Source organism: Aminobacter sp. 01T433 (assembly GCF_056398585.1).
This window is the reverse complement of the sequence record NZ_JBFTPR010000001.1, coordinates 325,136-349,600: the sequence shown is the minus strand read 5'-3', so window position 1 is coordinate 349,600 and position 24,465 is coordinate 325,136. Positions and strand designations below refer to the sequence as shown.

Annotated in this window: 24 protein-coding genes; 12 read left to right on the top strand and 12 right to left on the bottom strand. The window is 61.7% G+C overall.

What is annotated here, in order from left to right:
• The first annotated feature begins 8 nt into the window (after positions 1 to 8).
• Positions 9 to 953, top strand: coding sequence for a 2-hydroxyacid dehydrogenase (locus tag AC1DLV_RS01755; protein ID WP_476799779.1), 945 nt, complete (start codon positions 9 to 11; stop codon positions 951 to 953).
• 57 nt (positions 954 to 1,010) lie between these two features.
• Here AC1DLV_RS01755 and AC1DLV_RS01750 read toward each other — a convergent pair whose 3' ends face one another.
• The 3 genes from AC1DLV_RS01750 to AC1DLV_RS01740 all read right to left on the bottom strand — a co-directional run bounded on the left by AC1DLV_RS01750 (position 1,011) and on the right by AC1DLV_RS01740 (position 3,817).
• Positions 1,011 to 1,871 (bottom strand): C40 family peptidase, encoded by an 861-nt coding sequence (locus AC1DLV_RS01750; protein WP_476799780.1) that lies wholly within the window; start codon positions 1,869 to 1,871, stop codon positions 1,011 to 1,013.
• The gene (locus AC1DLV_RS01745) at positions 1,868 to 2,218 is read right to left on the bottom strand and encodes a MarR family winged helix-turn-helix transcriptional regulator (protein WP_378944995.1); all 351 of its coding nucleotides are present in this window, start codon (positions 2,216 to 2,218) and stop codon (positions 1,868 to 1,870) included. Before AC1DLV_RS01745 ends, AC1DLV_RS01750 begins: the two co-directional genes overlap by 4 nt.
• 234 nt (positions 2,219 to 2,452) lie before the next feature.
• On the bottom strand, positions 2,453 to 3,817 hold the full coding sequence (locus AC1DLV_RS01740; protein ID WP_476799781.1) for a leucyl aminopeptidase family protein: 1,365 nt from the start codon (positions 3,815 to 3,817) through the stop codon (positions 2,453 to 2,455).
• Between the two features lie 133 nt (positions 3,818 to 3,950).
• On the opposite strand from AC1DLV_RS01740, the gene AC1DLV_RS01735 reads away from it, so the two are divergent.
• A complete protein-coding gene (locus tag AC1DLV_RS01735) occupies positions 3,951 to 4,763 on the top strand; it encodes a tetratricopeptide repeat protein (protein ID WP_476799782.1) in 813 nt (270 codons plus the stop codon).
• A gap of 154 nt (positions 4,764 to 4,917) precedes the next feature.
• Here the strand turns inward: AC1DLV_RS01735 and AC1DLV_RS01730 are convergent, their stop codons facing one another.
• The 9 genes from AC1DLV_RS01730 to AC1DLV_RS01690 all read right to left on the bottom strand — a co-directional run bounded on the left by AC1DLV_RS01730 (position 4,918) and on the right by AC1DLV_RS01690 (position 13,848).
• On the bottom strand, positions 4,918 to 5,934 hold the full coding sequence (locus AC1DLV_RS01730; protein WP_476799783.1) for a type II secretion system F family protein: 1,017 nt from the start codon (positions 5,932 to 5,934) through the stop codon (positions 4,918 to 4,920).
• A 4-nt stretch (positions 5,935 to 5,938) separates the two neighbouring features.
• The gene (locus AC1DLV_RS01725; protein WP_476799784.1) at positions 5,939 to 6,952 is read right to left on the bottom strand and encodes a type II secretion system F family protein; all 1,014 of its coding nucleotides are present in this window, start codon (positions 6,950 to 6,952) and stop codon (positions 5,939 to 5,941) included.
• 28 nt (positions 6,953 to 6,980) lie between these two features.
• Positions 6,981 to 8,471 carry a CpaF family protein gene (locus AC1DLV_RS01720; protein WP_476799785.1) on the bottom strand — a complete coding sequence of 497 codons (1,491 nt, stop codon included), beginning with the start codon at positions 8,469 to 8,471 and terminating at the stop codon, positions 6,981 to 6,983.
• A gap of 29 nt (positions 8,472 to 8,500) precedes the next feature.
• On the bottom strand, positions 8,501 to 9,784 hold the full coding sequence (locus AC1DLV_RS01715; protein ID WP_476799786.1) for a CpaE/TadZ family protein: 1,284 nt from the start codon (positions 9,782 to 9,784) through the stop codon (positions 8,501 to 8,503).
• Between the two features lie 22 nt (positions 9,785 to 9,806).
• Positions 9,807 to 10,511 (bottom strand): CpaD family pilus assembly protein, encoded by a 705-nt coding sequence (locus tag AC1DLV_RS01710; protein WP_476799787.1) that lies wholly within the window; start codon positions 10,509 to 10,511, stop codon positions 9,807 to 9,809.
• Between the two features lie 14 nt (positions 10,512 to 10,525).
• On the bottom strand, positions 10,526 to 12,055 hold the full coding sequence (locus AC1DLV_RS01705) for a type II and III secretion system protein family protein (protein ID WP_476799788.1): 1,530 nt from the start codon (positions 12,053 to 12,055) through the stop codon (positions 10,526 to 10,528).
• Positions 12,052 to 12,867, bottom strand: coding sequence for a Flp pilus assembly protein CpaB (cpaB, locus tag AC1DLV_RS01700; RefSeq protein WP_476799789.1), 816 nt, complete (start codon positions 12,865 to 12,867; stop codon positions 12,052 to 12,054). The genes AC1DLV_RS01705 and cpaB overlap by 4 nt, the downstream gene beginning before the upstream one ends.
• Before the next feature lie 113 nt (positions 12,868 to 12,980).
• On the bottom strand, positions 12,981 to 13,502 hold the full coding sequence (locus AC1DLV_RS01695) for an A24 family peptidase (RefSeq protein ID WP_476799790.1): 522 nt from the start codon (positions 13,500 to 13,502) through the stop codon (positions 12,981 to 12,983).
• Between the two features lie 166 nt (positions 13,503 to 13,668).
• Positions 13,669 to 13,848, bottom strand: a complete 180-nt coding sequence (locus tag AC1DLV_RS01690) for a Flp family type IVb pilin (protein ID WP_476799791.1) — start codon at positions 13,846 to 13,848, stop codon at positions 13,669 to 13,671.
• Positions 13,849 to 14,207: 359 nt separating this feature from the next.
• Here AC1DLV_RS01690 and AC1DLV_RS01685 point away from each other — a divergent pair, with 359 nt between their 5' ends.
• From AC1DLV_RS01685 to recF, 10 genes are all read left to right on the top strand, one after another.
• Positions 14,208 to 14,627 (top strand): pilus assembly protein N-terminal domain-containing protein, encoded by a 420-nt coding sequence (locus AC1DLV_RS01685; RefSeq protein WP_476799792.1) that lies wholly within the window; start codon positions 14,208 to 14,210, stop codon positions 14,625 to 14,627.
• A 129-nt stretch (positions 14,628 to 14,756) separates the two neighbouring features.
• Positions 14,757 to 15,332, top strand: a complete 576-nt coding sequence (locus tag AC1DLV_RS01680; protein ID WP_476799793.1) for a TadE/TadG family type IV pilus assembly protein — start codon at positions 14,757 to 14,759, stop codon at positions 15,330 to 15,332.
• 75 nt (positions 15,333 to 15,407) lie between these two features.
• Complete coding sequence (locus tag AC1DLV_RS01675; RefSeq protein WP_476799794.1) at positions 15,408 to 16,010, top strand: TadE/TadG family type IV pilus assembly protein; 603 nt, start codon at positions 15,408 to 15,410, stop codon at positions 16,008 to 16,010.
• Between the two features lie 121 nt (positions 16,011 to 16,131).
• Positions 16,132 to 17,370 carry a phosphopentomutase gene (locus tag AC1DLV_RS01670; protein ID WP_476799795.1) on the top strand — a complete coding sequence of 413 codons (1,239 nt, stop codon included), beginning with the start codon at positions 16,132 to 16,134 and terminating at the stop codon, positions 17,368 to 17,370.
• Positions 17,363 to 18,253 (top strand): bifunctional DNA-formamidopyrimidine glycosylase/DNA-(apurinic or apyrimidinic site) lyase, encoded by an 891-nt coding sequence (gene mutM, locus AC1DLV_RS01665; protein ID WP_476799796.1) that lies wholly within the window; start codon positions 17,363 to 17,365, stop codon positions 18,251 to 18,253. Before AC1DLV_RS01670 ends, mutM begins: the two co-directional genes overlap by 8 nt.
• A gap of 50 nt (positions 18,254 to 18,303) precedes the next feature.
• The gene (locus AC1DLV_RS01660; protein ID WP_476799797.1) at positions 18,304 to 19,077 is read left to right on the top strand and encodes an enoyl-CoA hydratase; all 774 of its coding nucleotides are present in this window, start codon (positions 18,304 to 18,306) and stop codon (positions 19,075 to 19,077) included.
• A 135-nt stretch (positions 19,078 to 19,212) separates the two neighbouring features.
• Positions 19,213 to 19,479, top strand: coding sequence for a 30S ribosomal protein S20 (gene rpsT, locus AC1DLV_RS01655; protein WP_067965745.1), 267 nt, complete (start codon positions 19,213 to 19,215; stop codon positions 19,477 to 19,479).
• A gap of 933 nt (positions 19,480 to 20,412) precedes the next feature.
• A complete protein-coding gene (dnaA, locus tag AC1DLV_RS01650) occupies positions 20,413 to 21,945 on the top strand; it encodes a chromosomal replication initiator protein DnaA (RefSeq protein ID WP_476781568.1) in 1,533 nt (510 codons plus the stop codon).
• Between the two features lie 202 nt (positions 21,946 to 22,147).
• Entirely contained in the window at positions 22,148 to 23,266 is a 1,119-nt protein-coding gene (dnaN, locus tag AC1DLV_RS01645; protein ID WP_476799798.1) for a DNA polymerase III subunit beta, read from the top strand.
• Positions 23,267 to 23,315: 49 nt separating this feature from the next.
• Positions 23,316 to 24,452: a DNA replication/repair protein RecF gene (recF, locus tag AC1DLV_RS01640; protein ID WP_476799844.1), complete on the top strand. Its 1,137-nt coding sequence runs from the start codon at positions 23,316 to 23,318 to the stop codon at positions 24,450 to 24,452.
• Positions 24,453 to 24,465: the final 13 nt, after the last annotated feature.

Below are 24,465 nucleotides of genomic sequence, written 5' to 3'. Positions count from 1 at the left end.
GGAAGAGCATGTCGGCCAAGGGAAAAATCCTTCTTTCGATCACCGGGTTCAGCCCGCAACGCTGGTACGAGCTGCTGTCGGCAGAGCGCGAGGTGGTGCTCGAACCGGACGGCGCTGCAGACCCTTCGATCGAATATGCCGTCGTGTGGAAACAGCGCCCTGGAACGCTTGCCAAGCTGCCCAACCTCAAGGCGATCTTTTCGGTCGGCGCCGGCGTCGATCACGTCTTTGCCGATCCCGGCCTGCCCGAGGTGCCGATCGTGCGCGTGGTTGCCGACAACCTCACCCAATACATGACTGAATATGTGCTGTGGCGGGTGCTTGACCACCATCGCCAGGGCCAGCTCTACCGCACGCAGCAGACCAAAAAGGCCTGGCATGAACCGCCGCAGCGGCCGGCCGAGGACATTTCGGTTGGCATCATGGGAATGGGCAATCTCGGCCGCGCTTCGGCTGAGGTGCTCAAGACTGTGGGCTTCCGTATCAATGGCTGGAGCCGCAGGCCCCAAGAGGTAGCCGGCGTGACCACCTTCAGCGGCGATGCCGGGCTGGTGCCGTTCCTCAATGCCACCGACATCCTGGTTGTTTTGCTGCCGCTGACGGACGCGACCAAAGGCATCATCAACTACGGCCTGCTCAAGGAGCTACGGCGACGCAACGGGTTGGGCGGCGCTGTGCTGATCAATGCCGGGCGTGGCAAGCTGCAACGTGACGCCGACATCTTGCGCGCGCTCGACGACGGCACGCTGAAGGAAGCGAGCCTCGATGTATTCGAGGTCGAGCCACTGCCCAAGACCAGCCCGATGTGGAATCACCCCAAGGTGTTCGTGACACCGCATGCCGCAGCGACCTCCGACCCGGCGCACCTGGTGCCAGCCATGCTCAAGCAAATGGACGCGTTCGAACGCGGCGAGAAGCTGGAAAACGTCGTCGACCGCAACGCGGGATATTGAGGCGAAAGCCCCCTCGCAACCCGTGGAAACATTGTCCACGGTTGCGAGGATCCGCCCCTACGGGCGCCTGAAGACGGTCGGGCCGCCATAGAGGTAGCCGATGCGGTCGATGGCTTGGCGCAGGCCCTCGCGGGCAACGGTCATGGTGTGGCCGTTGGCGTGGATCATCATCTCGGCATCGGTCATGATGGCGACGTGGCCCTTCCAGAAGACGAGATCGCCGCGCTGGAGCTGCGAAAAATCAGCGCCCGCATCTACCGGAGTGCCGAGCGTAGCTTCCTGCATGTCGGAATCGCGCAGCACATCGCGTCCGGCCATACGCATCGAGAGCTGGACCACGCCAGAGCAATCGATGCCGAAGGCGCTGAAACCGCCCCAGAGATAGGGCGTATCGATCAGCCGTTCCGCTACCGAAACAAAATCGTCGGCCTTGGTTCCAACCGGCGCCAGATGCTGGGTGACAATCGCCTCGCCCGAAGCCAGGAGCGCATAATTTGTGCCGCGCGTTTCGGCATAACCGGTGACGGCGACCTGCGAGCCCAGCGATAGAGCCGAGCTGCGCGGAAACTTCATGTCCGGGCCAGGGTAGACGAAAGTGCGAAGGGCGGCAACGACATGCGTCGGTTCAGGCCCACGCGGAGCAAGGTCGCCCGCCGAGACATAACCGACATAACCATCGCGCTCGGCCTGGAGCCAGGCGAAACCCTCGGTCTCTTCGAAAACGAGCACGTCGTCGCCAAAAAGCAGCTGCGTGTTGAGGCCCGCATCAGGACGGGGCGCCTTGCGAACATCTGCGACTGGCACGGAAATGCGCGCCGGGCGACCAGTGACAAAGCTCTCGGCTGCGACTTCGCCCTTGAGGCGGGCGTCGGCAAGGTCGGGGCGGAAGGCGTGAAGGCGGCTGTCTCGGGCGGTCAAATCGGAAGCTCCATTGCTTTGGCAATGATAGCATCGCCCAATCGCTCGACATAGAGCGCGCCTTCGACCGTGCGCCGGATCAGGACGTTGCGTTTGTCGAGTTCGTCGCGGTGGCGCGACACCAGCTTGAGCGCACCCATAGTGTCGAGCGCGCGGGTGATGACGGGCTTGCTGACGCCGAGCCGGGCGGCGAGCCCACGCACTGTGTGCGGCGGCGGGTCGAGATAGATGGTGAGCAGGATCGCCATTTGGCGCAGCGTCAGATCAGGCGCGTCGTCGCGCACCTCGGACAGGGCAAACTGCTGCAGCAGTCTCAGTGACTGGCTCGGACGCAATGCGATCGGCATGACGCCAGCATCCATGCTAATTGTTTCGGTTCCGTTTCAGTCAAAAAGGAATTTGCGGCAAGGGCAAGGCGGCGCTGGCTGACAGCGTGCGTCGCACCGCCCCTCATCCGCCTGCCGGCCAGGCCCTACGCTATCGCTTCGGGCGTTCGTCATTCGAGAAGCCAAGCAATTGGCTTCTCGCCCGCCGTGCGGACCACTCCTCACCCCCGTGAACGGGGAGAAGGGACAAGACCGTCAGCCAAACCGCGCCGAAATCACCTTTTCCAACGCGCGGATCGCCTGGGCCTCACCGCCGATCGGGCCGTGCGGGCGGTCGGAGGGGTTCCAGGCAAAGATGTCGAAATGCGCCCAGCTGGAGGTCTTTTCGACAAAGCGCTTGAGGAACAGGGCAGCTGTGATCGAGCCCGCGAAACCGTCTGTGGTGACATTGTTCATGTCAGCGATCTTGGACGACAGCTTGGCGTCGTAGGGCTTCCACAGCGGCATGCGCCAGATTGGATCCTCGGCGGCAACCGATGCGGCGGACAACTCCGCGGCGAGCGCTTCGTCGTCGGTGTAAAAGGGCGGCAGGTCGGGCCCAAGCGCCACGCGTGCGGCACCCGTCAGCGTCGCCATGTCGACCAGCATCGCCGGCTGCTCTTCGTCGGCAAGGGCGAGCGCATCGGCCAGCACCAGCCGGCCCTCGGCGTCGGTGTTGCCGATCTCGACCGTGATGCCCTTGCGGCTTTGCAGCACGTCGCCAGGGCGGAAGGCGTTGGCCGAAATCGAGTTCTCGACCGCCGGGATGAGCACGCGCAGTCTGACGTTGCGCTTGGCCGCCATGATCATCGAAGCAAGGCCGAGCACGTTGGCGGCGCCGCCCATGTCCTTCTTCATTAGAAGCATGCTCGATGGCGGCTTGATGTCGAGGCCGCCGGTGTCGAAGCATACGCCCTTGCCGACCAGTGTGACCTTGGGAGCATCCTTGGGGCCCCAGCTCAGGTCGATCAGACGCGGGGCGTCATCAGAGGCGCGGCCGACAGCGTGGATCATCGGGAAATTGTGCTTGAGCAGGTCGTCGCCGATGGTGACCCTGACCTCGGCGCCATGAACGCTTGCGAGCTTCCGGACCGCCGCCTCAAGTGCTGATGGTCCCATGTCGTTGGTCGGCGCATTGACGAGGTCGCGAACCAGGAAGATCGACTCGACCATGTGGTTCAGGCGAGTAGCATTGACGCCCTCCGGCAGAGCGAGGCCGACCTCCCTGCCCGACTTCTTGCCATAGCGCGTGAAGGTGTAGCCGCCGAGCGCAACACCAAGCGCGGCCAATTCAGGATGTGAAGGTGGAGTGGCGAAATGCCAGGCGCCTTGCGGCAGGTTGCGGGCGAGCGCGCCAAAGGCGAGTCCGCTTTCACTCTGGCCAGTCCCGAACAACGCTCCTGCAAGCCGGCCATTGGCACCGGGAACCGCCAGCACCTTGCCCGCCTCGCCGGCGAAGCCGTTGGCATTGGCCCAGGCGAGGATTTCGGGTGCGAGGCCCGCACTTTCGAGGCCGTCCTTGGCAACGAGGTGGATCGGCAGCGCGTCAGCGGGCCTGGTGTCCAGCAGTTCGACCGGCATTTCGACTTCCTTCAGTGTCGGATGGCGCAGCGCCTTGGCGTTCTTAACCGTCCGTTAGGGTTAACAGAATATTTCTCCAATCCGGGGAGATGGCCGCCAAACGGCCACGCGGGCGAATGGAGAGCCGTCGTCGATGTTGACCAATCATTCGATGAACGCAACGGGAAAACGCCTTGCGCAAGCGGCTTTGCTTTCGCTGCTGATGGCAAGCATTGCTGGCTGCGGCACCTCCAAGATGACCACCGGCTCGATCGGCCGCGGCGGCCAGTCGGTCGACACGATGGCAACGGGTTCCCTCACCGGTTCCGCCGACAAGCTCGGACGTACCTATGCCAGCGATCCCAACAACAAGCCGGTAGCGATGCAATACGCCTCGGTGCTGCAGATGAAGGGGCAGACCGACCAGTCTCTGGCGGTGATGCGCAAGCTTGCCATCGGCTACCCCAAGGACCGCGACGTGCTCGCCGCCTATGGCAAGGCGCTCGCCGCTTCCGGCGAATTGCAGCCAGCACTGGACGCCGTGCGGCGCGCCCAGACGCCTGAATATCCCGACTGGAAGCTGGTCTCCGCCGAAGCCGCGATCCTCGACCAACTCGGCCAGACACAGGATGCGCGCGGCCTCTATCGCCAGGCGCTCGACCTCAAGCCGAACGAGCCAACGGTGCTGTCCAATCTTGGCATGTCCTATGTGCTCGAAGGCGACCTGAAATCAGCCGAGACCTATCTGCGTTCTGCAGCTTCCCAGCTAGGTGCCGACAGTCGGGTGCGCCAGAACCTGGCACTGGCGGTCGGCTTGCAGGGCCGCTTCGACGAAGCCGAGCAGATCGCAAGCCAGGAGCTTTCGCCCGAACAGGCACAGGCCAATGTCAGCTATCTCAGAGGCATGCTGGCCCAGCAAAATGCCTGGAACCAGATCAAGGCCGACGACAAATCGAAGAAAAACTGACCGCGGCAGCACTCCAGTGCTGTAGCACCTTGAATCTGCGCATGATCCTTTCCGAAAATCGGAACCGATTTTTCGGGGTCATGCGCCAGCACAGCTTGGAATGCAAAAGCCGCGTCTAACAGCGCGGCTTTTTGTGTTGGTGCCGAAGCGGCTTTTATTCGCTGCTCGACTGCTGCTTGTCGCCAAACAGACCGCGCTGGCTGACCTGCATGCCGGCAGGGCCGAGAATGATGGCAAACAGCACCGGCAGGAAAAACAGGATCATCGGCACGGTCAGCTTGGGGGGAAGTGCGGCTGCCTTCTTCTCCGCCGCGTTCATGCGCATGTCACGGCTTTCGGCTGCCAGCACGCGCAGGGCCGTGGCAACAGGGGTGCCGTAGCGTTCGGCCTGGATCAAAGCCTGGGTGACCGACTTGACCGATTCGAGACCGGTGCGGGACGCCAGGTTCTCATAGGCTTGGCGACGCTCGGTGAGATAAGAAAGCTCGGCATTGGTAAGTACGAATTCTTCGGCAAGATCGACCGACTGGGCGCCAATCTCGTCGGCAACCTTGCGCAACGCGGCCTCGACCGACATGCCCGATTCAACGCAGATCAGCATCAGATCGAGCGCATCCGGCCAAGCGGCCTGGATCGACTGCTTGCGCTTGCTGGCGCGGTTGTTGACGTAGAGTACCGGCGCATAGAAGCCGGCATAGGCCAATATGATGCAGGCGAAGATCTTGAAGAAGAATGGTTTTTCCGCAAACCCGCCAAGCACGAACACGTAGATCGCACCGAGCATCAAGCCGACAAAAGGCAACACGAGACGAAAAAACAGGAAGCGGGTCAGCGGGTTCTGGCCGCGAAAGCCGGCAACCTTGAGCTTGTCGAGCGTGCCTGCGTCGACCAGGGCCCGCCGCAGGTCGAGCCGCTCGACGATGTTGCGCATGCCGATCGACTGCTGTTCACGCAGGCCCTTGTGGCGGCGGTCGGCTTCGGCGGCAAGACGGATGCGCTGCTTGGCGCGCAACTCGTCGCGTTCCAGCGCCACCGCCTTCATGCGCCCCTTGAGCGGATTGCCGGCCAGGGAGGGCAAAACGGTGAAGATAGTGGCAAAGACCGCAATGGCAACGAGCAGCGCGATGAGAAACGACGGATCGGTGAGCGATTTGACGACCTGGTCTGTCACGGTCCTAAACCTCGAAATTTATCATCTTGCGCATGATAAAGATGCCGATCGCCATCCAAATACCTGAGACACCGAGGATGAGGTGCCCGGTGCTCGTGGTGAACAGCGGCATGATGTAGTTCGGGCTCGAGAGAAAAACGAGCACGGCAACGATGACAGGCAGCGCACCGATGATCCAAGCCGACGCCTTGGCTTCCATCGACAGCGCCTGAACCTTGGCCTTCATCTTCTTGCGGTCGCGCAGCACCCGCGAGAGATTGCCAAGAGCTTCCGAGAGATTGCCACCGGCCTGGCTCTGGATCTGGATGACGATGCCGAAGAACCCCGCTTCGGGGCATGGCATGGTCTCGGTCATGCGCAAGGCAGCATCGGGGATGGAGACGCCGACCTGCTGGGCTTCGACGAGGCGACGGAATTCGCTGCGAACAGGCTCAGGCGATTCCGAGGCGATGAGGCGGATGCCGTCATTGAGCGGCAGGCCCGATTTCACGGCGCGCACGATAATGTCGAGCGCATTGGGAAATTCCGCGAGGAACTGCTTGACGCGACGGCCTCGGCGGAAAGAGACGAACCATCTCGGCAGGCCAATGCTGCCGGCAAGCAGCGCTCCAGGCAGCAGGATCGGCGGGGCGCCGACAATGAATACCAGGGCAGTGATGACCAACCCGCATATGGCCGAATAGACGTAGAAACGCTGAACCGTCACCAGCATGCCGGCCTGGCGGATCTGGACGCGCAGCGGCGGCTTCTTGATGTTGCGGTCCTTGGCCTTCTGCTTTTCCTCTAGTTCGTTGAGCGTGTCCTGTACGGATTTCCGCCGCTTGGCGACTTCGGCGACCCGGTCGCGGGATGCCTTCACCACTGATTTGTCGGAGTCGGTCTGCCTCACCGAGGCAAGCCGACGATCGCTATTGGTCTGGCTCTCAATGCGGTTGAACAGAAAGGCGTAGGCGACCGCGCCAGCGCTGAGGCCAGCAAGGGCGATGAAGATCAGCATCATGGGGTCGAGGCCGAACATGGCGCGTCAGATCCTCGTTTCTTGCATGTCAGCCTGCGCTCTTTTCCATGGCTTCCAGCGCGGTTGCGAGCCGCGCCTCCTCGCCATAGTAGCGGGCACGATCCCAAAAGTGCGGACGCCCGATGCCGGTGGAGACATGCTGGCCGATCAAGCGGCCGTTCTGGTCCTCGCCCTTGATGTCATAGAGCACCAGGTCCTGGGTGATGATCACGTCGCCTTCCATGCCGATCACCTCGGTAATGTGGGTGATGCGACGCGAACCGTCGCGCAAACGCGCGGCCTGGATGATGATGTCGACGGAACCTACGACGATTTCACGTACTGTCTTCTGCGGCAGCGAATAGCCGCCCATGGCGATCATCGCCTCGATACGGTTGAGGCATTCGCGCGGGCTGTTGGAGTGGATGGTGCCCATCGAGCCGTCATGGCCGGTGTTCATTGCTTGCAGCAGATCGAAAACCTCAGGTCCACGCACTTCGCCGACGATGATCCGCTCGGGACGCATACGCAGGCAATTCTTGACGAGGTCGCGCATGGTGACCTCGCCCTCGCCTTCCAGGTTGGCCGGGCGCGTTTCCAGGCGGACGACATGCGGCTGCTGCAGCTGCAGTTCGGCCGAGTCTTCGCAGGTGATGACCCGCTCGTCGCGGTCGATATAGTTGGTGAGGCAGTTGAGCAGCGTCGTCTTGCCCGAACCCGTACCGCCCGAGATGATGATGTTACAACGGACGCGGCCGATGATCTTCAGCACTTCGGCACCTTGCGGCGAGATGGCACCAAATTTGACGAGCTGATCGAGCGTCAGCTTATCTTTCTTGAACTTTCGGATGGTGAGGGCAGCGCCATCGATCGACAGCGGCGGCGCGATCACGTTGACGCGGGAGCCGTCGGGCAGGCGCGCATCGCAGATCGGCGAAGATTCATCGACGCGGCGCCCAACCTGGCTGACGATGCGCTGGCAGATATTGAGCAACTGCTGATTGTCGCGGAAGCGAATATTGGTCTGCTCGACCTTGCCGTTGACCTCGATGTAGACGTGTTTAGCGCCGTTGACCATGATATCGGCGATGTCGTCGCGGGCCAGCAACGGCTCCAACGGGCCGTAACCCAGGACGTCGTTGCAGATGTCTTCGAGCAGTTCCTCCTGCTCGGAGATCGACATCGCGAAATTCTTGATCGCGATGATGTCGTTGACGATGTCGCGGATTTCCTCGCGCGCGCTGTCGGGATCAAGCTTGGCCAGTTGCGACAGATCGATCGTGTCGATCAGCGCTGAAAACACCTGGCTCTTGGTGTCGTAGTAACTTTCGCTGCGCTCGCGCTGCTGCGGCTTGCGCTCGGCGGCGAAGGATGGCGAAGGTTCGGCGGTACGTCGAGCCGGAGCAGATGCGACCGGTGACGGCACCGCAGGGCGCGAGGCAACCAGCGTGTCAGTGGATTGCGCTACGGGCACCGCTCCAACTGGGCGGAATCCCGGCGTCGAGCGGTTGCCGTCGTCGTTGCCTCTCTTGCCAAACATGGTCGACTAGCACCTCCGCTCAGCACGCATCACTTCTTGCGAGCCTTCAGCCGATTGAGAATTCCTCCGAGACCCTTCGGCTTTTTTGCCTTGGCTTCGGACCTTCCGGTCAGGACATGGGCGATCTCGTTGATTGTCTGGACGACCGCATTCTTCGCATCCATCTCGCCGAGCATGCGGCCATTGTTGGCGGCATTGCCAAACAGCAGCGGATCAAACGGTATGACGGCCATCGGCGTGATCCCCAGCGGCTCGGAGAAATCCTTCACGGAAATTTCGGGCCGCTTGGGCATCCCGGCCTGATTGAGGACCAGCCTGGGAGGCGGGTCGTTGGGCCGGAGCCGCTTGAGCATATCGACCAGGTTCTTGGCATTGCGCAGATTGGCCAATTCCGGCGTCGCGGTGATGACTACCTCGTCGGCACGGATCAACGTGTTCTTGCTCCAGCCGCTCCAGATATGGGGAACGTCGAGCACGATCAGCGGCGTACTGCGCTGGGCGGTGTCGATGATCGAGGCGAAGGCTTCGGCATCAAAATCATAGACGCGCTCCAGCGTCGATGGTGCGGCAAGCAGCGACAGATGTTCTGCGCATTGCGCGAGCAGGCGGTCGAGATAGACCTCGTCGACACGCTCAGGCGCGAACACCGCCTCGGCGATGCCCTGGGCAGGGTCCTGGTCGAAATTGATATTGGCTGTTCCGAAGGCTAGATCGAGATCAGCGACGATGACCTCCGACTTGAACAGGGTGGACATGCTCCAAGCGACGTTGTGGGCGATGGTGGAGGACCCTACCCCGCCCTTTGCGCCGACAAAGGCGATCGAACGGCCGATGGGCTCCGCCTCTGGATCAACGAAGATCGAGGAGATGACGCTGACAACATCTGCCGTAGAAACGGGCGCCACGACATATTCGGAAATGCCCGAACGGATCAGTTCGCGATAGAGCGCGACATCGTTGTAGTGGCCGATGACCACGACCTTGGAACTCGGGTCGCAGTATTCGGACAGACGGTGCAGCATTTCGAGCAGGCCCTTGGGCTCGCCGCGCGATTCGAGGATGATCAGGTTGGGCGTTGGAGCGCCGCTGTAGACTTCAAGCGCGGTTTCGATGCCGCCCATGTGGACTTGAAGATGGGCCTTGGCCATGCGCCGGTCTTCGCCGGCGCGTTCGATCGGGCCGGCGACGCTGTCGGTCTCGCAGAACGCCTGGATCGAAATGCGCGGCACCGGCCGCAGCACCTGCATCACGGCAAGATCCTGCTGCGAAAGCTCGGCGCTCTCGGGATGGGAGTCGTAGGCGAGATTGCTCATGTCGAACTGCCTCCAAATCCCATCAATAGATCGTCTCAGGCCGCCATGCGCGCGGCGCCTTGCGGTACTCGCCGATCACGACGTCTCGGTTCTCGGCATCGATCGGGGTCTGCTTGCGCGGCCCGAGCAGATCTGCCGGATTGGCGATCTGGGCGGCAATGTTGTTTTGATAAGAACAGCCGAAATTGGCGTAGTGCTTGTTGTCGGTGGTGTCGGCGATGTCTTCCGGCCAGCGGCCGCATTGATCCGTCTGGGCGCGCATAGCCGTATAGACGACGCGTACCGGCGAGGACGCCTCTGGATAGTCCGACTGATAGTTGGTGAGGGCGATGCGGTTTTTTGGGACGCCTGCCTTGATCGCAACGTTTATCAGTCCCCGCGCCGCATGGGACGCAGCCACATCATTGGCGCCGCCGGACGGCGCAATGATGGTCAGCGCGGGTGCCGCACGGTAATCGTAATTCTGCAGGAACCCCTCGAAAGTGTCCCGCTGCCCCCTGGTGATGCCGCGATCACTGGCGCCGACCGGTATGTCGATCGTCTGGTTCTTCTCGGCAATGACGATCGGGTGGTTGGTGCGATAGTCGTCGGGGATCGAACCGACGGTGACGCTGTCGCGGTTGGCGCACCCCGACAGCAAGGCCACTGCCGTTGCCGCGAGAAGCGGGAGGAAGATGCGCACCTTTGCCGATCTGGCGAGATCGCGCGTGAATACTGCCTGAGACATGCCCCTATCCCCGCTCATTTGTAGATGAAGCCGACGACGCCGTGGTAACGGCCGGCGGGCTTGTCGGTTTTCATGGTGCCATAGACACGATTGACGCGGCCAAGGAACATGCCGGCGCCGTCGCTTGCGGCATTGAAATTGTCGTCTGGCTTGGCGAGTTCGTTGCGTGCCACCGGGCGTGCCAGATAGGGCGTCACGATGATGACCAGCTCGGTCTCGTTGCGGACAAAGTTGCGGCTGCGGAACAGCGTACCGAGCACCGGAACCTTCGCCAACCCGGGTAAGCCGCCTATGACCTGCTTTACGTCGTCGCGAACAAGGCCAGCAATCATCATCGACCCGCCAGACGGAAGTTCGACGGTCGTGTCGGCGAGACGCTTACGCAAGGATGGAAGCATCGGATGGCCACCAGAGGTGCCCGGCGATTCATTTGTCGGCTCGGAAACCGCCGTGCGAACCTTCAGACTGATGCGCCCTGCCGAAAGGACGACCGGTTTGAAATCAAGGCTGATGCCGTATTCTATTTGATCGTATTTGAGACCACCGGGATCAGTAACGCCATCCTTATCGCGTTTCTCAGGCTCGACCTCCCGCAAGATATTGAATTCGCCGCCAACGCGAAAGGTCGCCTGCTCACCGGAGACGGCAGTCAAAGTCGGCTCGGCCAGCGTCTTCATCACACCGGACTGCTCCATGGCGCTGATCGACGCTTTAAGGCTATTCCTCGCAAGTCCATTCGAAAGAGCGATGTTTCCGTCTGCCAAAGGCGACCCAAGGCCACCCGGAATCAAGTTTTCGACGCCCCAGCTGATCCCGTTTGAGTTGCCATGCGCCAGCATGTTGACGCCGAGCTGCTTCATGACATTGCGGCTGACCTCGGCGACGGTGACCTTGAGCATCACCTGGTCCTCGCCGACGATCTGAAGCAGATTGACGATCTTGCTCTTCTGGCGGGTCTGGTCCGGGTTGTTGATGTCGACGCCGGCATTGTCGGAGCCGCCGGTGGCGGTCTGCGAATATTGGCCGGTCGTCGCCTCACCGCCGGTGACAAAGATCGTCGCCAGATCGACAGCGCGTTTGGAATCGAGCGGCGTGTCGACGGTGCCGGTCAGCACGACGTTGTCGTTCAGCAGTTCGACCTTGATGTCGGCTCCGGGAATGAAACGCCTGATGTAGTCCTCGAGGCCGGCAACGTCGCGCTCGACCGCGAGGTCGAGGCTGACGATCTGCTCGCCATTGGGGCCGAAGACAAAGATGTTGGTCTCGCCGACCGCCTTGCCGAACAAATAGATGCGGCGCGCCGTTCGAGTGACGGCGTCGGCGACCGCCGGATTGGCGACGAGAATGTCATAGGCATCGCTCGGCAGGTCGATGACCACCGACTTGTTGAGCCCGAGCTTGACGCGCTGGCTGTTGGAACTGTTCGACCCGACCTTGGCCTGGCCAGCTGCTGAAGCCGGCGACTGGTCGGCTACGATCGCACCAGCGGCGAGGATGCCGAATGCTGCGGCGACAATTGCGATTTGTCTGGCGCAAGACTTCATTTCCTTGCTCCTGACTCTGATATCTCGCCAGATTTGATAAGTCGGACTGTGCCGCGCTTGCCGCTGCCGGAGACCAGATAATCGGCCTCGGCCAGGTTTTTTTCCTGCGCATCGGCGACGGAGCGCAGCGCCAGTGTCAGGCGGTCGGCCATCTGCTGCGCCACCGTGATGATCTCGGACTGCTGCTGGGTCAGTTCCAGCGTCGCCGTTTGACCGACCTTGACCTTCTTGCCTTCCTCATCTTCCTGGATGGTCTGGTCGATGGCCAGAACGCGGATGTTGCTGAGGATGGTTTCGGTCGTGAAGCCGCTGCCGGATTTTTCCGCATCGGAACGCCGCGTCATGATGACGTCGACATAGTCGTTCGGCAGGATGAAGCCACCAGCCGAGGTGTCGGCGGAGATGGCGGTGGCGACAGCGCGCTTGCCCGCAGGCAGCACTGCCGACATGAAGCTCTGGCCCTCGCCGATCAGCTTCGACTTGCGCAGCGGTTCGCCGCTGAACATGCCAAGACGCGCGACCGAATTCTTGAACTTTTCAAGCGCCTCTGGCTCGGCGCTGCGGGTGATGAAATTGGGGTTGAGGCCATCGTTCGGCCAAGGCTGCCAGGCGATGTTGTTTTCCACCAGGCCGCCCATCGGCACGTCGCCGGTCAGGACCAGAACGTCGGTCAACGCAAGCTGGGGCTGCTGCGGCCCGGATTCGATGACCACCTCAGGTGGAAGCGGTGCCGACATGTTCTTTGCGACGAAACCGGCGCCGCCCGCTGCGGCAACCGCTACGCCAAGTATCATCAGTCGCGATGCAGCCATCGTCCGAACCCCACCCTGGCAACCCCATCAAGCCAGGCCGGACTTTGCAGAAGCAATCGTCAACTTATGGTTAATCTAGTGCTTACGATCGTGATTAATTTTGTCTTACGCGCTTATTGCGCCGCAAGCCGCTCGACTGCCCAGACCATCAACGGTGAGCCGGGATATGTGACGAGGCCACCGATGCCGAGCGCGATGCCGTAGGGCACACCGCCGGCGTCCTTGGAAAAATTCCTGAGGAACATGTTCTGGCTGGTGATGTGGGAAAGTGCGGAGCTGCGGAATGACAGGATCGCCAGCGTCAACATGCCGCCGAAGACCGCCGAGGTGAGCAGATATTCCATAAGGGGAATGCCGAACCCCATCCATACAGCGGTCGCAGCGATCAGCTTGGCATCGCCGCCGCCCATGCCCCCAAGGGCAAAAAGCGCGAAGGTGACAGTGAGCATCAAGGCACCCGCGGCCATATGCATGCCGATGTCGCTCCATGCCATGCCCGTCAGCGGAGCGACAACGAGGAACACACCGAGCAAAAGCAACGGCACACGGTTGGCGATGGTCATCGACATTGTGTCGGAGACAGCCGCAAAAACCATGCAGAAGGGAAAAACGACAAAGATCAGCGCTTCAAGCATAGCAGATGTCCGTCATCGAAAATGTCTGTTGAGCATAGCACCGCGGTGTTAAGCGTCGGTGAAGCAACGGGCTGATCAAATGCATGCTCAGCAACGAAAAAAGGCCACTCATGCGAGCAGCCTTTTCACTCGCCTTACCGGCGATATCGTCGGCAGCGGTGTTCGATTACTTCGTATTTGCCTTGACCAGTTCGTCGGAGATGCCGCCGAACGTCGTCTTGAGCTGGCTGCCGATTGCCGTAGCGCCGCCGATGATGGCAACTGCGATAAGGGCGGCGATCAGACCGTATTCGATGGCGGTCGCGCCGGATTCGTCCTTCACAAAACGTGCGATAAGGTTGGTCATTGTTAGCTCCTTGCTCCGTGTTACAGCACTTCCGCCAACATTTCTTTGTCGTTGATCGGATGACTGCAACCTATCGGGGAGCTGTTTCGATCGACTTAATAAACAGCCTTACCGAAACCTTTAGCCGGCCATTGCGCTCGTGTGGTTAACCGCTAACTAAACCGGAGGTTACCATTTTCGGCGATGCGAAACGTCCCGGAATGGCTGCAAGCCGGGTTTCAGGAGCCGACTCCTGACCATGTTCGGATCACGCAACCTCGCCCATGGGTTGCGGCGACCGGCCGCTTAACCGTTGGTTCACCAAAGTCGTTCATGTTCCATTGAACAGTATAGCGACAGCCGCCGAGGGGGCGACGAGCATGGCGAAGCCAAACCTTTACATCCTGGGAGCCTGCGCCGTCGTGGCGTCGTTTGCCACGCCTGCCCACGCGGGCGCGGGCATCGAGGTGACGATGAACCAGGCCAAGATCGTTCGGCTTACCCGCCCGGCCGACACCATCGTGGTTGGTAACTCGGCCATCGCCGACGCGTCGGTGCAGGATGCATCGACCATCGTACTCACCGGCAAGGGTTTCGGCGTCACCAACCTTGTGGTGCTCGACGCGCAAGGCAGCCCAATCGTCGACGAACAGGTGACCGTCATCCGCCACGACGCGTCGTCCGTTCGCATCTACAGGCGCTCGGAGATCCAGACGCTATCATGCACACCTTATTGCGAAAGCTCCTACAAGAGCGACGCCGAGCGATTGTCCGAAAACGAGCTCAACGCGAGCCAGTAGGCTGGGCTCAGGGGCGGAGCAAGGTTAGCGCCAAGTAAAGCTGGTGCGCACAATTTCGCCGATCATCCAAACCGGACTTCAACAGCTTTCCCTTATAAGTCGGCCCGAACCATGAGGGGCGGTCGGGACATGAGCGAAGCAGCGCCTGCAGCACAAGACGATACGAAAGCGCTACGGCGGGGGTTTCTCGCCCGGTTCGTCCGCGATCAGAGCGGCAGCACGGCAATCGAATTTGTCATGCTGGTGATTCCTTTTTCACTGCTGGTCTTTGCAATTCTTGAGAGCTGCATTGCCTTTGCCGGCCAGCAGGTGTTGTCGAATGCCGCCGATGACGTCGCCCGTCAGTTCCGCACGGGTCAGATCAGGGCAACAGGCTTCACCGAAAAAGACTTGAAGGACAAGATCTGCAACAAGCTTCAAGTGCTCGTCGCCACGGGCTGCAATGAAGCATTGGTCGTCGACCTGCGCAGCTATACGTCCTTCGCTGACGCGGCCAAGGTGAAACTGACGTTCGTTGGCAACGATATCGATACCGCAGGGTTCGATGTGAAGCCCGGACTATCGATGTCCAAGAATATGCTGCGTGTCTTCTACAGATGGCCCGTCATCACCGACTTCATGCGCGCGTCGATGTCGAACCTCAAAGACGGCAAGACGCTGCTCTTTGCCGCCATCGTCTGGCAGAATGAACCATTTAACGACTGAACAAATTCATCGGCTGGCGGCAAGCCGCGGCCCAAGAAAAGGCAAAGCATGTCTATCTGCGCGGGGGCACGGTCCATGCTGAAGGGGTGGCGGTCGAGCTTACAGGCTCTGGTCAGCGATAGTCGCGGCATCGCGGCCGTGGAGTTCGCTTTGATTGCGCCGCTTTTGTTCTCACTCTACTTCGTGACCATGGAAGTCTCCCAGGCGGTCGAGACCAGTAAGAAGGTCAGCCGGGCCGCTTCCATGGCCGCCGATCTGATCACCCAGCAACAGTCAATCGCCAGAACCGAAGTGGACGCCGTGATGAAAATCGGCGGTTCGGTCCTGCAACCCTACAGCCGCAGCGTCAGCAAGACCTTTGTCACGGCAATCCAAGTCACCGACGAACCGACACCAAGGGTGCTGGTGGTCTGGTCGCGCAAGCTCGTTGACGGTGCCGCAACGCCTGACCTCGTCAAGGACACGGTAACGACCGTGCCTGACGCTCTCAGGGTCAGGAACACATTCCTCATCCGCGTCGTCACCGAACTCGAGTACAAGCCGGTGATCACCTGGGCGGCAGAGAGCAAGCCTGTGCTTGGCCTCGCCGCAGCCTTCGACAACATCTCGATGGGCGAAACCTATTATCTGCGCCCACGTATGAGCCAGACCATTCCTTGCACAGGCTGCGAACTCTAGGCTGGAACTCAGCTTGGGCATTGCATTGCCAACTGTCAGCTGCATTTCGCCGAATAATTGCCAATGTCGGCGACTGATCCTATGTCTGTGCCGCAAGCTGGCAATTGAGAGCCTTTCATAGATGGCGCGTGCATTTCTGTTCGTCCTGGATTCCTTCGGCATCGGCGGGGCGAGCGACGCCGCGCGCTTCGGCGATGTCGGCTCCGATACGTTCGGCCACATCGCTGCTGCCTGCGCCGATGGCCGGGGTGATCGCGCGGGGCTCCGCAGTGGCCCGCTTCAGCTGCCGAACATGGCATCACTGGGCCTTGGCCAGGCCGCGAAACTGGCGTCGGGTTTCGACTTCGGCGGCACGGCAAAGACAGTGGCTGGCGCGTTCCATGGCGCAGCCCAGGAGATCTCGAGCGGCAAGGATACACCTTCAGGCCATTGGGAAATCGCCGCCCTGCCAGTGACCTTCGACTGGGGTTACTTTCCGCAGACCATTCCCGCTTTCCCGGCGACGCTTACCGAAGCGATCGTCCGCGAGGGCAAGGTGCCGGGCATATTGGGCGATTGCCACGCTTCGGGCATCGAGATCATCGAACGCTTCGGCGAAGAGCATCTGCGCTCTGGCAAGCCGATCTGCTACACCTCGGTGGATTCCGTCCTCCAGATCGCCGCGCACGAAACCCATTTCGGTCTGGAGCGGCTCTACGCGCTTTGCAAAATTGTCCGCCGCCTCGTCGACCCGCTGAAGATCGGCCGGGTCATCGCGCGTCCCTTTACAGGCGAGAGCACGGAAACCTTCGAGCGCACCCCCAACCGCAAAGACTATGCCACCCCGCCGCCTGAGCCGACGCTGCTCGACCGGCTTACCGCGCGCGGCAGCAAGGTCATCGCCATCGGCAAGATCGGCGACATCTTTGCGCACCGGGGCATCAGCGAAATCCGCAAGGGCATCGGCAACATGGCGATGTTCGACAAGGCGCTCGGCGCCATAGACGACGCCAGCGACGGCGATCTGGTCTTCGCCAATTTCGTCGACTTCGACACCGAATTTGGCCACCGTCGCGACGTGCCGGGTTATGCCGCGGCATTGGAGGCATTCGACAAGCGCCTGCCGGAAGCTTTCGCGCGGCTAAGGCCTGGCGATATGCTCATCCTCACCGCCGACCACGGCAACGATCCGACATGGCGCGGAACCGACCATACGCGCGAACGTATTCCGGTGATCGGAATGGCCCCGGGCGTGCCAGGCGGCGATGTCGGGCTGAGGCCAACCTTCGCCGACATCGGCGAAACGGTGGCCGCACATCTTGGCCTGGCTCCCGGCCGCCACGGAACCTCCTTCCTCGAAACGATCGCCACCCATGCCTGAATTACCCGAAGTAGAGACCGTCCGGCGCGGGTTGCAGCCGGTGTTGGAAGGCGCACGCATCGAGCGCGTCGAGACCCGGCGCCCCAATCTGCGCTATCCGTTTCCCGAACATTTTAGCGAACGCCTTGAGGGACATCGGATCACCTCGCTTGGCCGTCGCGCCAAATATCTGATCGCGGATGTGGAAGACGCGCCCCTGCTGATCTGCCATCTCGGCATGTCCGGCTCGTTTCGCATCGAGACCGACGAGGACGCGACAGCCCCGGGCAATTTTCACCACGAACGCTCGAGGTCGGAAACGCATGATCACGTCGTCTTCCACGTCGCCGGTCCCAAAGGTGTCCCGTCGCGCGTCATCTTCAACGATCCCCGGCGTTTCGGCTTCATGCTTTTTGCCGAGCGCGGTGGCGCGGAGCATCCAATGCTGTCCGGCCTCGGCGTCGAGCCGACTGGTAACTCGCTGGATGGCGAATTGCTCTCTGGCCTTTTCCAAGACAAGAAGACGCCGCTCAAAGCCGCCCTGCTCGACCAGCGGCTGATCGCCGGCCTCGGCAACATCTATGTCGCGGAAGCTCTGTGGCGCGCGGGACTGTCGCCGCTGCGTGCAGCCGGCACCATTGCCGGCACCGGCAAGGCCGCGCGCGAACGCGCGTCGCAGCTAGCCACCTCCGTGCGGGAGGTGATTGCCGATGCGATCGCGGCCGGAGGATCTTCGCTCCGCGACTATGTCCATACCGACGGCTCGCTCGGCTATTTCCAACACTCCTTTTCCGTCTACGACCGAGAGGGCGAGCCCTGCCCGCGCCCAGGCTGCGGCGGCCATATCGAGCGCATCGTGCAAAGCGGGCGCTCAACCTTCTATTGCCGCCAGTGCCAGCGCTGAGCTAGAGCAAAGCCTCATTGGTAGCGCTGCGAGACAGGGAGAGCCGCAAGATGGCCTATGATACGATCATCGTGGAAACACGTGGCAAGGTCGGGCTGATCACGCTCAACCGGCCAAAGGCGCTCAATGCGCTGAATTCACAGGTGCTTGGCGAACTCCTTGCGGCCACCGCGGCCTTCGAGGCGGACCAAGGCATTGGCGCCATCGTCATCACCGGATCCGAAAAGGCCTTCGCTGCCGGCGCCGACATCAAGGAGATGCAGGCCAAGACTTATGTCGACGCCTATATGGAAGACTTCTTCTCCGGCTGGGAAGCCTTTGCGCGCAACCGCAAGCCGATGATCGCGGCGGTCGCCGGCTACGCATTGGGCGGCGGCTGCGAACTCGCCATGATGTGCGACTTCATCATCGCCGCCGACACGGCCAAGTTCGGCCAGCCCGAGATCACGCTCGGCGTCATGCCCGGCATGGGCGGCTCGCAGCGCCTCACCCGTTTCGTCGGCAAGTCGAAGGCGATGGACATGTGCCTGACCGGCCGGATGATGGATGCCGCCGAGGCCGAGCGCTCGGGACTCGTATCGCGCGTCGTGCCAGCGGCCGACCTCATGGAAGAGGCGATGAAAGCGGCAGCCAAGATCGCCAACTTCTCGCTGCCCGCGGTCATGATGTGCAAGGAAGCCGTCAACCGCTCCTACGAGGTGACTCTTGCCGAAGGCCTGCGTTTCGAACGCCGCGTGTTCCATTCGATGTTCGCGCTCGACGACCAGAAGGAAGGCATGGCGGCCTTTGCCGAGAAGCGGACAGCGAATTTCCACAACCGCTGACCTGAATCGCGTTGACGTTGGGAATAAGCTGAACTATAAGCCCACCAACCGAGGCGACCCTTAGGGACGCCCGATTGATTTTTGCGCTTTGCGGGAACCCGCTCGCGCCCACCTAGAGATCAAAAGAGAGGCACCATGGCCAATACCTCCTCGGCCAAGAAGGCAACGCGCAAGATCGCCCGCCGCGCAGCGGTCAACAAGAACCGCCGCTCGCGCGTCCGGACTTATGTCCGCCAGGTCGAAGAGGCACTTGCCTCGGGCGACAAGGCAAAGGCAGAAGCCGCCTTCAACGCCGCCCAGCCGGAATTGATGCGCGCCGCCACCAAGGGCGTGCTGCACAAGAACACGGCCTCGCGCAAGGTTTCGCGTCTGGCACAGCGGCTCAAGGCGCTTTCCGCCTAAGCCCTGCAAGCAATTGGATTTCTGATCAACCCGGCCTAACCAGCCGGGTTTTTCTTTTGCCGGTATGGGGCCGAAAAAGCCGTCCGTTGGGCCGCTGGAGCACGCCTTTTGAGGGCCAAGAACTTTGCCGGCATATGCGGTTATTCTGATAACTACAACCACCGCAAGCAGCCCCACAACCAGACTCACCGCAGCAGAAATTACCCTTTAATTTCATATACTTGTGAATGGTCATCCACAGCTTGTTCAAGCCGCCTGCGGGGCTTGGGGGACAAGTTGATGTCAAGCGGATTCTTTTAAAACTTTTTTCGACGGAGCGCGGTTTTTTTCGATCCCCGGAAAAGGGTTTGAATCACAACGGCTTTGTCCGCGTGAGGGCTTCAAACAAGCTTTGAATCCGCAGCCGAGGTAAGCAGATTCATTAAAAACGAGTTAGACTCGGCCTTGCCCTGTCCACAGCGATTTTTGTAAGGTCTTTTTATCGAAGGGACGGGCACCTAGCCCTCTGCCAAGCCTAAAAATCGGCGGCGTTCTCGGCGTGGATGGAATCCGCGATCGGGGGAGGCATGCTCACTTCGATGTATACTTGGGGCGTGTGGGGATACACGGCATAGCGACTTTGCAACGCGCCGGCGACTTCGCCGGAGGGCTACGCATTTGCCTGGTGCTGCCACCCCGCAGCACCGGCCTTCCAAAAGCGCCACCGGGTGCTGGCGGGAGGCGACTACAGCGCGTGGCGTCCTGTTGAGGCGCGACGGACGCTGCAGCACTTTGAACGATGCATGGCCGTTTCCGAAAATCGGTTCCGATTTTCGCGGTCCTGCACCGAGGGGACTCGGCCGGCAACGGCAGCATCCGAATGAACATACCGGTGGCGATGCGAGCGGCGCGTCTCCATTAGGCAAACAGAACCGAAGATTAGGGATTGCGACAATGCAAAGCGGCATCGAAAGGGAAGCAAATGCGGGCTTTCTTTTTACCGGCGAACTGATCGAGGGTAATGCAGTGGCAGCAAGCAGCGCCGCCGAGAAGAATTTTGATCGGGTCAAGACGCAGCTCCAGGTTCGCCTGGGCAGCGAAGTATTTTCGAGCTGGTTCGGCCGCATGAAGCTTGCGGAAACATCGAAGGGCGTCGTGCGCCTTTCCGTGCCGACCGCTTTCTTGCGCTCCTGGATCAACAGCCACTATCTCGACCTCATTTCCGAGTTGTGGCGCCAGGAAGAGCCGGAGCTTCTGAAGCTTGAAATCATCATCCGCACGGCGACCCGCGTGGCGCGTCCGGGCGTGGAGACCGAGGCAACGGCGCTGCGCAAGCCGGTGCGCCAGATGCAGACGGCCCTTGCCACGAGCACGGTCGCCGCAGGCCGCACCGAGCGCCCGGCGCCTGTGCGCAATGGCACGGCCGACGCCGAGTTCAAGCAGAGCGTTCTCGGCTCGCCGCTCGACCCGCGCTATACCTTCCAATCCTTCGTCGAAGGCCCCTCCAACCGCGTGGCGCTCGCTGCGGCGCGTGCGGTGGCGGAATCGAACTCGCGCTTCAACCCGCTGTTCCTCCACGCCACGGTAGGCCTCGGCAAGACGCACCTGCTCCAGGCGATCGCCGCCGAGTCGCTGCGCCAGAACCCCAAGTCGCGCGTCGTCTACCTGACCGCCGAGTACTTCATGTGGCGTTTTGCGACTGCGATCCGCGACAACAATGCGCTGACCCTCAAGGAGCAGCTGCGCGACATCGATCTTCTGATCATCGATGACATGCAGTTCCTGCAGGGCAAGTCGATCCAGCACGAGTTCTGCCATCTCATCAACATGCTGCTCGATTCGGCCAAGCAGGTTGTGGTTGCAGCCGACCGTCCGCCGGCGGAGCTCGAATCGCTTGAGCCGCGCGTGCGCTCGCGCCTCAATGGCGGCGTGGCGCTCGAAATGTCGGCACCAGACTTCGGAATGCGCCTTGGCATGCTCCAGATGCGCTTTGCCGGCGCCAAGAACGAAGACCCCAACTTTGCCATGGACGAGGAAATCCTCACCCATGTCGCCCGCACCGTGACCGGCTCGGGCCGCGAGCTGGAAGGTGCCTTCAACCAGCTGATCTTCCGTCAATCATTCGAGCCGCAGCTCTCCATCGAGCGCATCGACGAGATCCTCGGCCACATCTACCGCTCGGGTGAGCCCAAGCGCGTGCGCATCGAAGACATCCAGCGCATCGTCGCTCGCCACTACAACGTGTCGAAGACCGAGCTTTTGTCGAACCGCCGCACCCGCACCATCGTCAAGCCGCGCCAGATCGCGATGTATCTGGCAAAGGTGATGACGCCGCGCTCGCTGCCCGAAATCGGCAGGCGTTTTGGCGGCCGCGACCACACCACGGTGCTGCACGCCGTGCGCAAGATCGAAGGCCTTTCGGGCGGCGACAACACGCTGGCGCAGGAGCTCGAACTGCTGAGAAGGCTGATCAACGACCAGGCCTGATGGTTTGTCGGCACAGGCGACAAGTTGCCGCCTGTGACTTATCCCCAGAACGCCCGCGCAACTTCCTCGGAGTGGCTGCGCGGGCTTGCCTTTCGGGTCTTTTTACTGTCAGACTCAGCGTAATTCCGATCGTGTTGCGGGCTTTTCCGGGCGCATTCGAGCCCGCGAGCCCGCACCTTCAAATAAGCGAGCCTGTTTCGTCATGCGTGTTATCCTGGAACGCTCCAACCTGTTGAAGTCGCTGAACCACGTGCACCGCGTGGTCGAACGGCGGAACACGATTCCGATCCTGTCCAACGTACTCTTGCAGGCCAATGGCGCGAGCCTCGAACTGAAGGCTACCGACCTCGACCTCGAGATCTCGGAAGCGACACCAGCCAATGTCGAGCAAGGCGGAGCCACCACCGTTCCGGCCCACCTGCTCTATGACATCGTGCGCAAGCTGCCCGACGGCGCGGAAGTGATGCTGAAGACCGACGAGGACGGCAACGCCATGTCGGTGGTGTCGGGCCGTTCGAGCTTCCGCCTCCAGTGCTTGCCCCAGTCGGATTTTCCCGAGCTTTCGGCCGGCACCTTTTCCCATATATTCCGGCTCGAGGCCAATGCGCTGAAGGGCCTGATCGAAAAGACCCAGTTCGCCATCTCCACCGAGGAGACGCGCTATTATCTCAACGGCATCTACCTGCACACGCATGAAAGCGGCGGCAAGCTGATGCTGCGCGCGGTTGCGACCGACGGCCACCGCCTGGCGCGCGCCGAGGTCGAGGCGCCGGCCGGCTCCGAAGGCATGCCGGGCATCATCATCCCGCGCAAGACCGTCAGCGAGCTGCAGAAGCTGATCGACGATCCGGATATCGCTGTGACGACCGAGATTTCCGACACCAAGATGCGGCTGACCATCGGCGCGGTGATCCTGACCTCGAAGCTGATCGATGGCACCTTTCCCGATTATCAGCGCGTCATTCCGAGCGGCAACGACAAGCAGCTGATCATCGATCGCCAGAGCTTTGCCGCCGCCGTCGACCGCGTGTCGACGATTTCGTCCGAGCGCGGCCGCGCCGTGAAGCTGTCGATCGCCGACGGGCTGGTGACGCTCGCCGTCAACAACCCCGATTCGGGCAGTGCCGTCGAAGAGCTCGCCGCAGACTATTCGTCGGACCCGATCGAGATCGGCTTCAACGCCAAGTACCTGCTCGACGTTGCCGCCCAGCTCAAGGGCAGCGAGGCGCGTTTCATGCTGGCGGACGCCGGATCGCCCACGCTCATCCACGACACAGCCGACGAGAACGCTCTCTACGTGCTGATGCCGATGCGCGTGTAGCGCGCGCAAACCAATGCAAGAGCCGGATACGGGGGGAGAGCGGAAACGCATCCCCTCGACGCATATCAGTAAGCTCACGCTTACGGACTTCCGCAACTACGCATCGCTGTCGGTCGAGTTGCGGCCGGGCGCCGTGGTGTTCACCGGCGAGAACGGTGCCGGCAAGACCAATCTACTCGAAGCCATCTCCTTCCTGACGCCAGGGCGAGGCCTGCGCCGGGCGCCCTACCCCGACGTCGCGCGCGAAGGCAGCGCGGGTAGTTTTGCCGTGCATAGCACCATCGAAGGCCCCTTCGGCGATGCCGAGATCGGCACCGGCACAGCGCCGGAAGCCGCAAACGAGGCTGGGCGCCGCGTCCGCATCAACGGTGCCAACGCCAAGGCCGACGACATGCTCGAATGGCTGCGCGTGGTGTGGCTTACGCCGTCGATGGACGCGCTGTTCACCGGTCCCGCCGGCGACCGCAGGCGATTCCTCGACCGCCTGGTGCTGGCAATCGACCCGGCGCATGGCCAACGCGCGCTCGACTATGAAAAGGCGATGCGTGGCCGCAACCGGCTGCTTGCCGAGGACCGCCGCGACCGCGCCTGGTTCGACGCAATCGAGATCCAGATGGCCGAGACAGGTGCGGCGATCGCCGCCGCACGTGTCGAGATGGTGCGGCTTTTGACGGCCATGATCGGGCGGATGCCCGAAACGGGCCCCTTCCCCCAAGCCGAACTCAGCCTCGCCGGCAGCCTCGAACAGAGAATCGGCGACATGCCGGCAGTAGAACTCGAAGAGCATTTCCGGCAAGCATTGGCCGATGGACGCGAGCGCGACCGCGCCGCAGGACGCACGCTCGAAGGCCCCCACCGCTCCGACCTGCTGGTTCGCCACAAGCCAAAATCGATGCCTGCGGAGCTGTGTTCGACCGGCGAACAAAAAGCGTTGCTGATCGGCATCGTCATTTCGCATGCGCGCCTGACCGGGGAGATGGCTGGCGCGCCTCCCATCCTTCTGCTCGACGAAATCGCTGCCCATCTCGACGCAGGGCGGCGGGCGGCGCTGTTTTCGATTCTCGAAGAGCTGAATTGCCAGGCCTTCATGACCGGCACCGAAGCGAGCCTGTTTTCGAGCCTCGCTGGACGGGCGCAGTTCTTGACCGTCGACCATGGCAGCGTCAGGCCAACTGAAGACGCCTGACAAGCCGATTTTG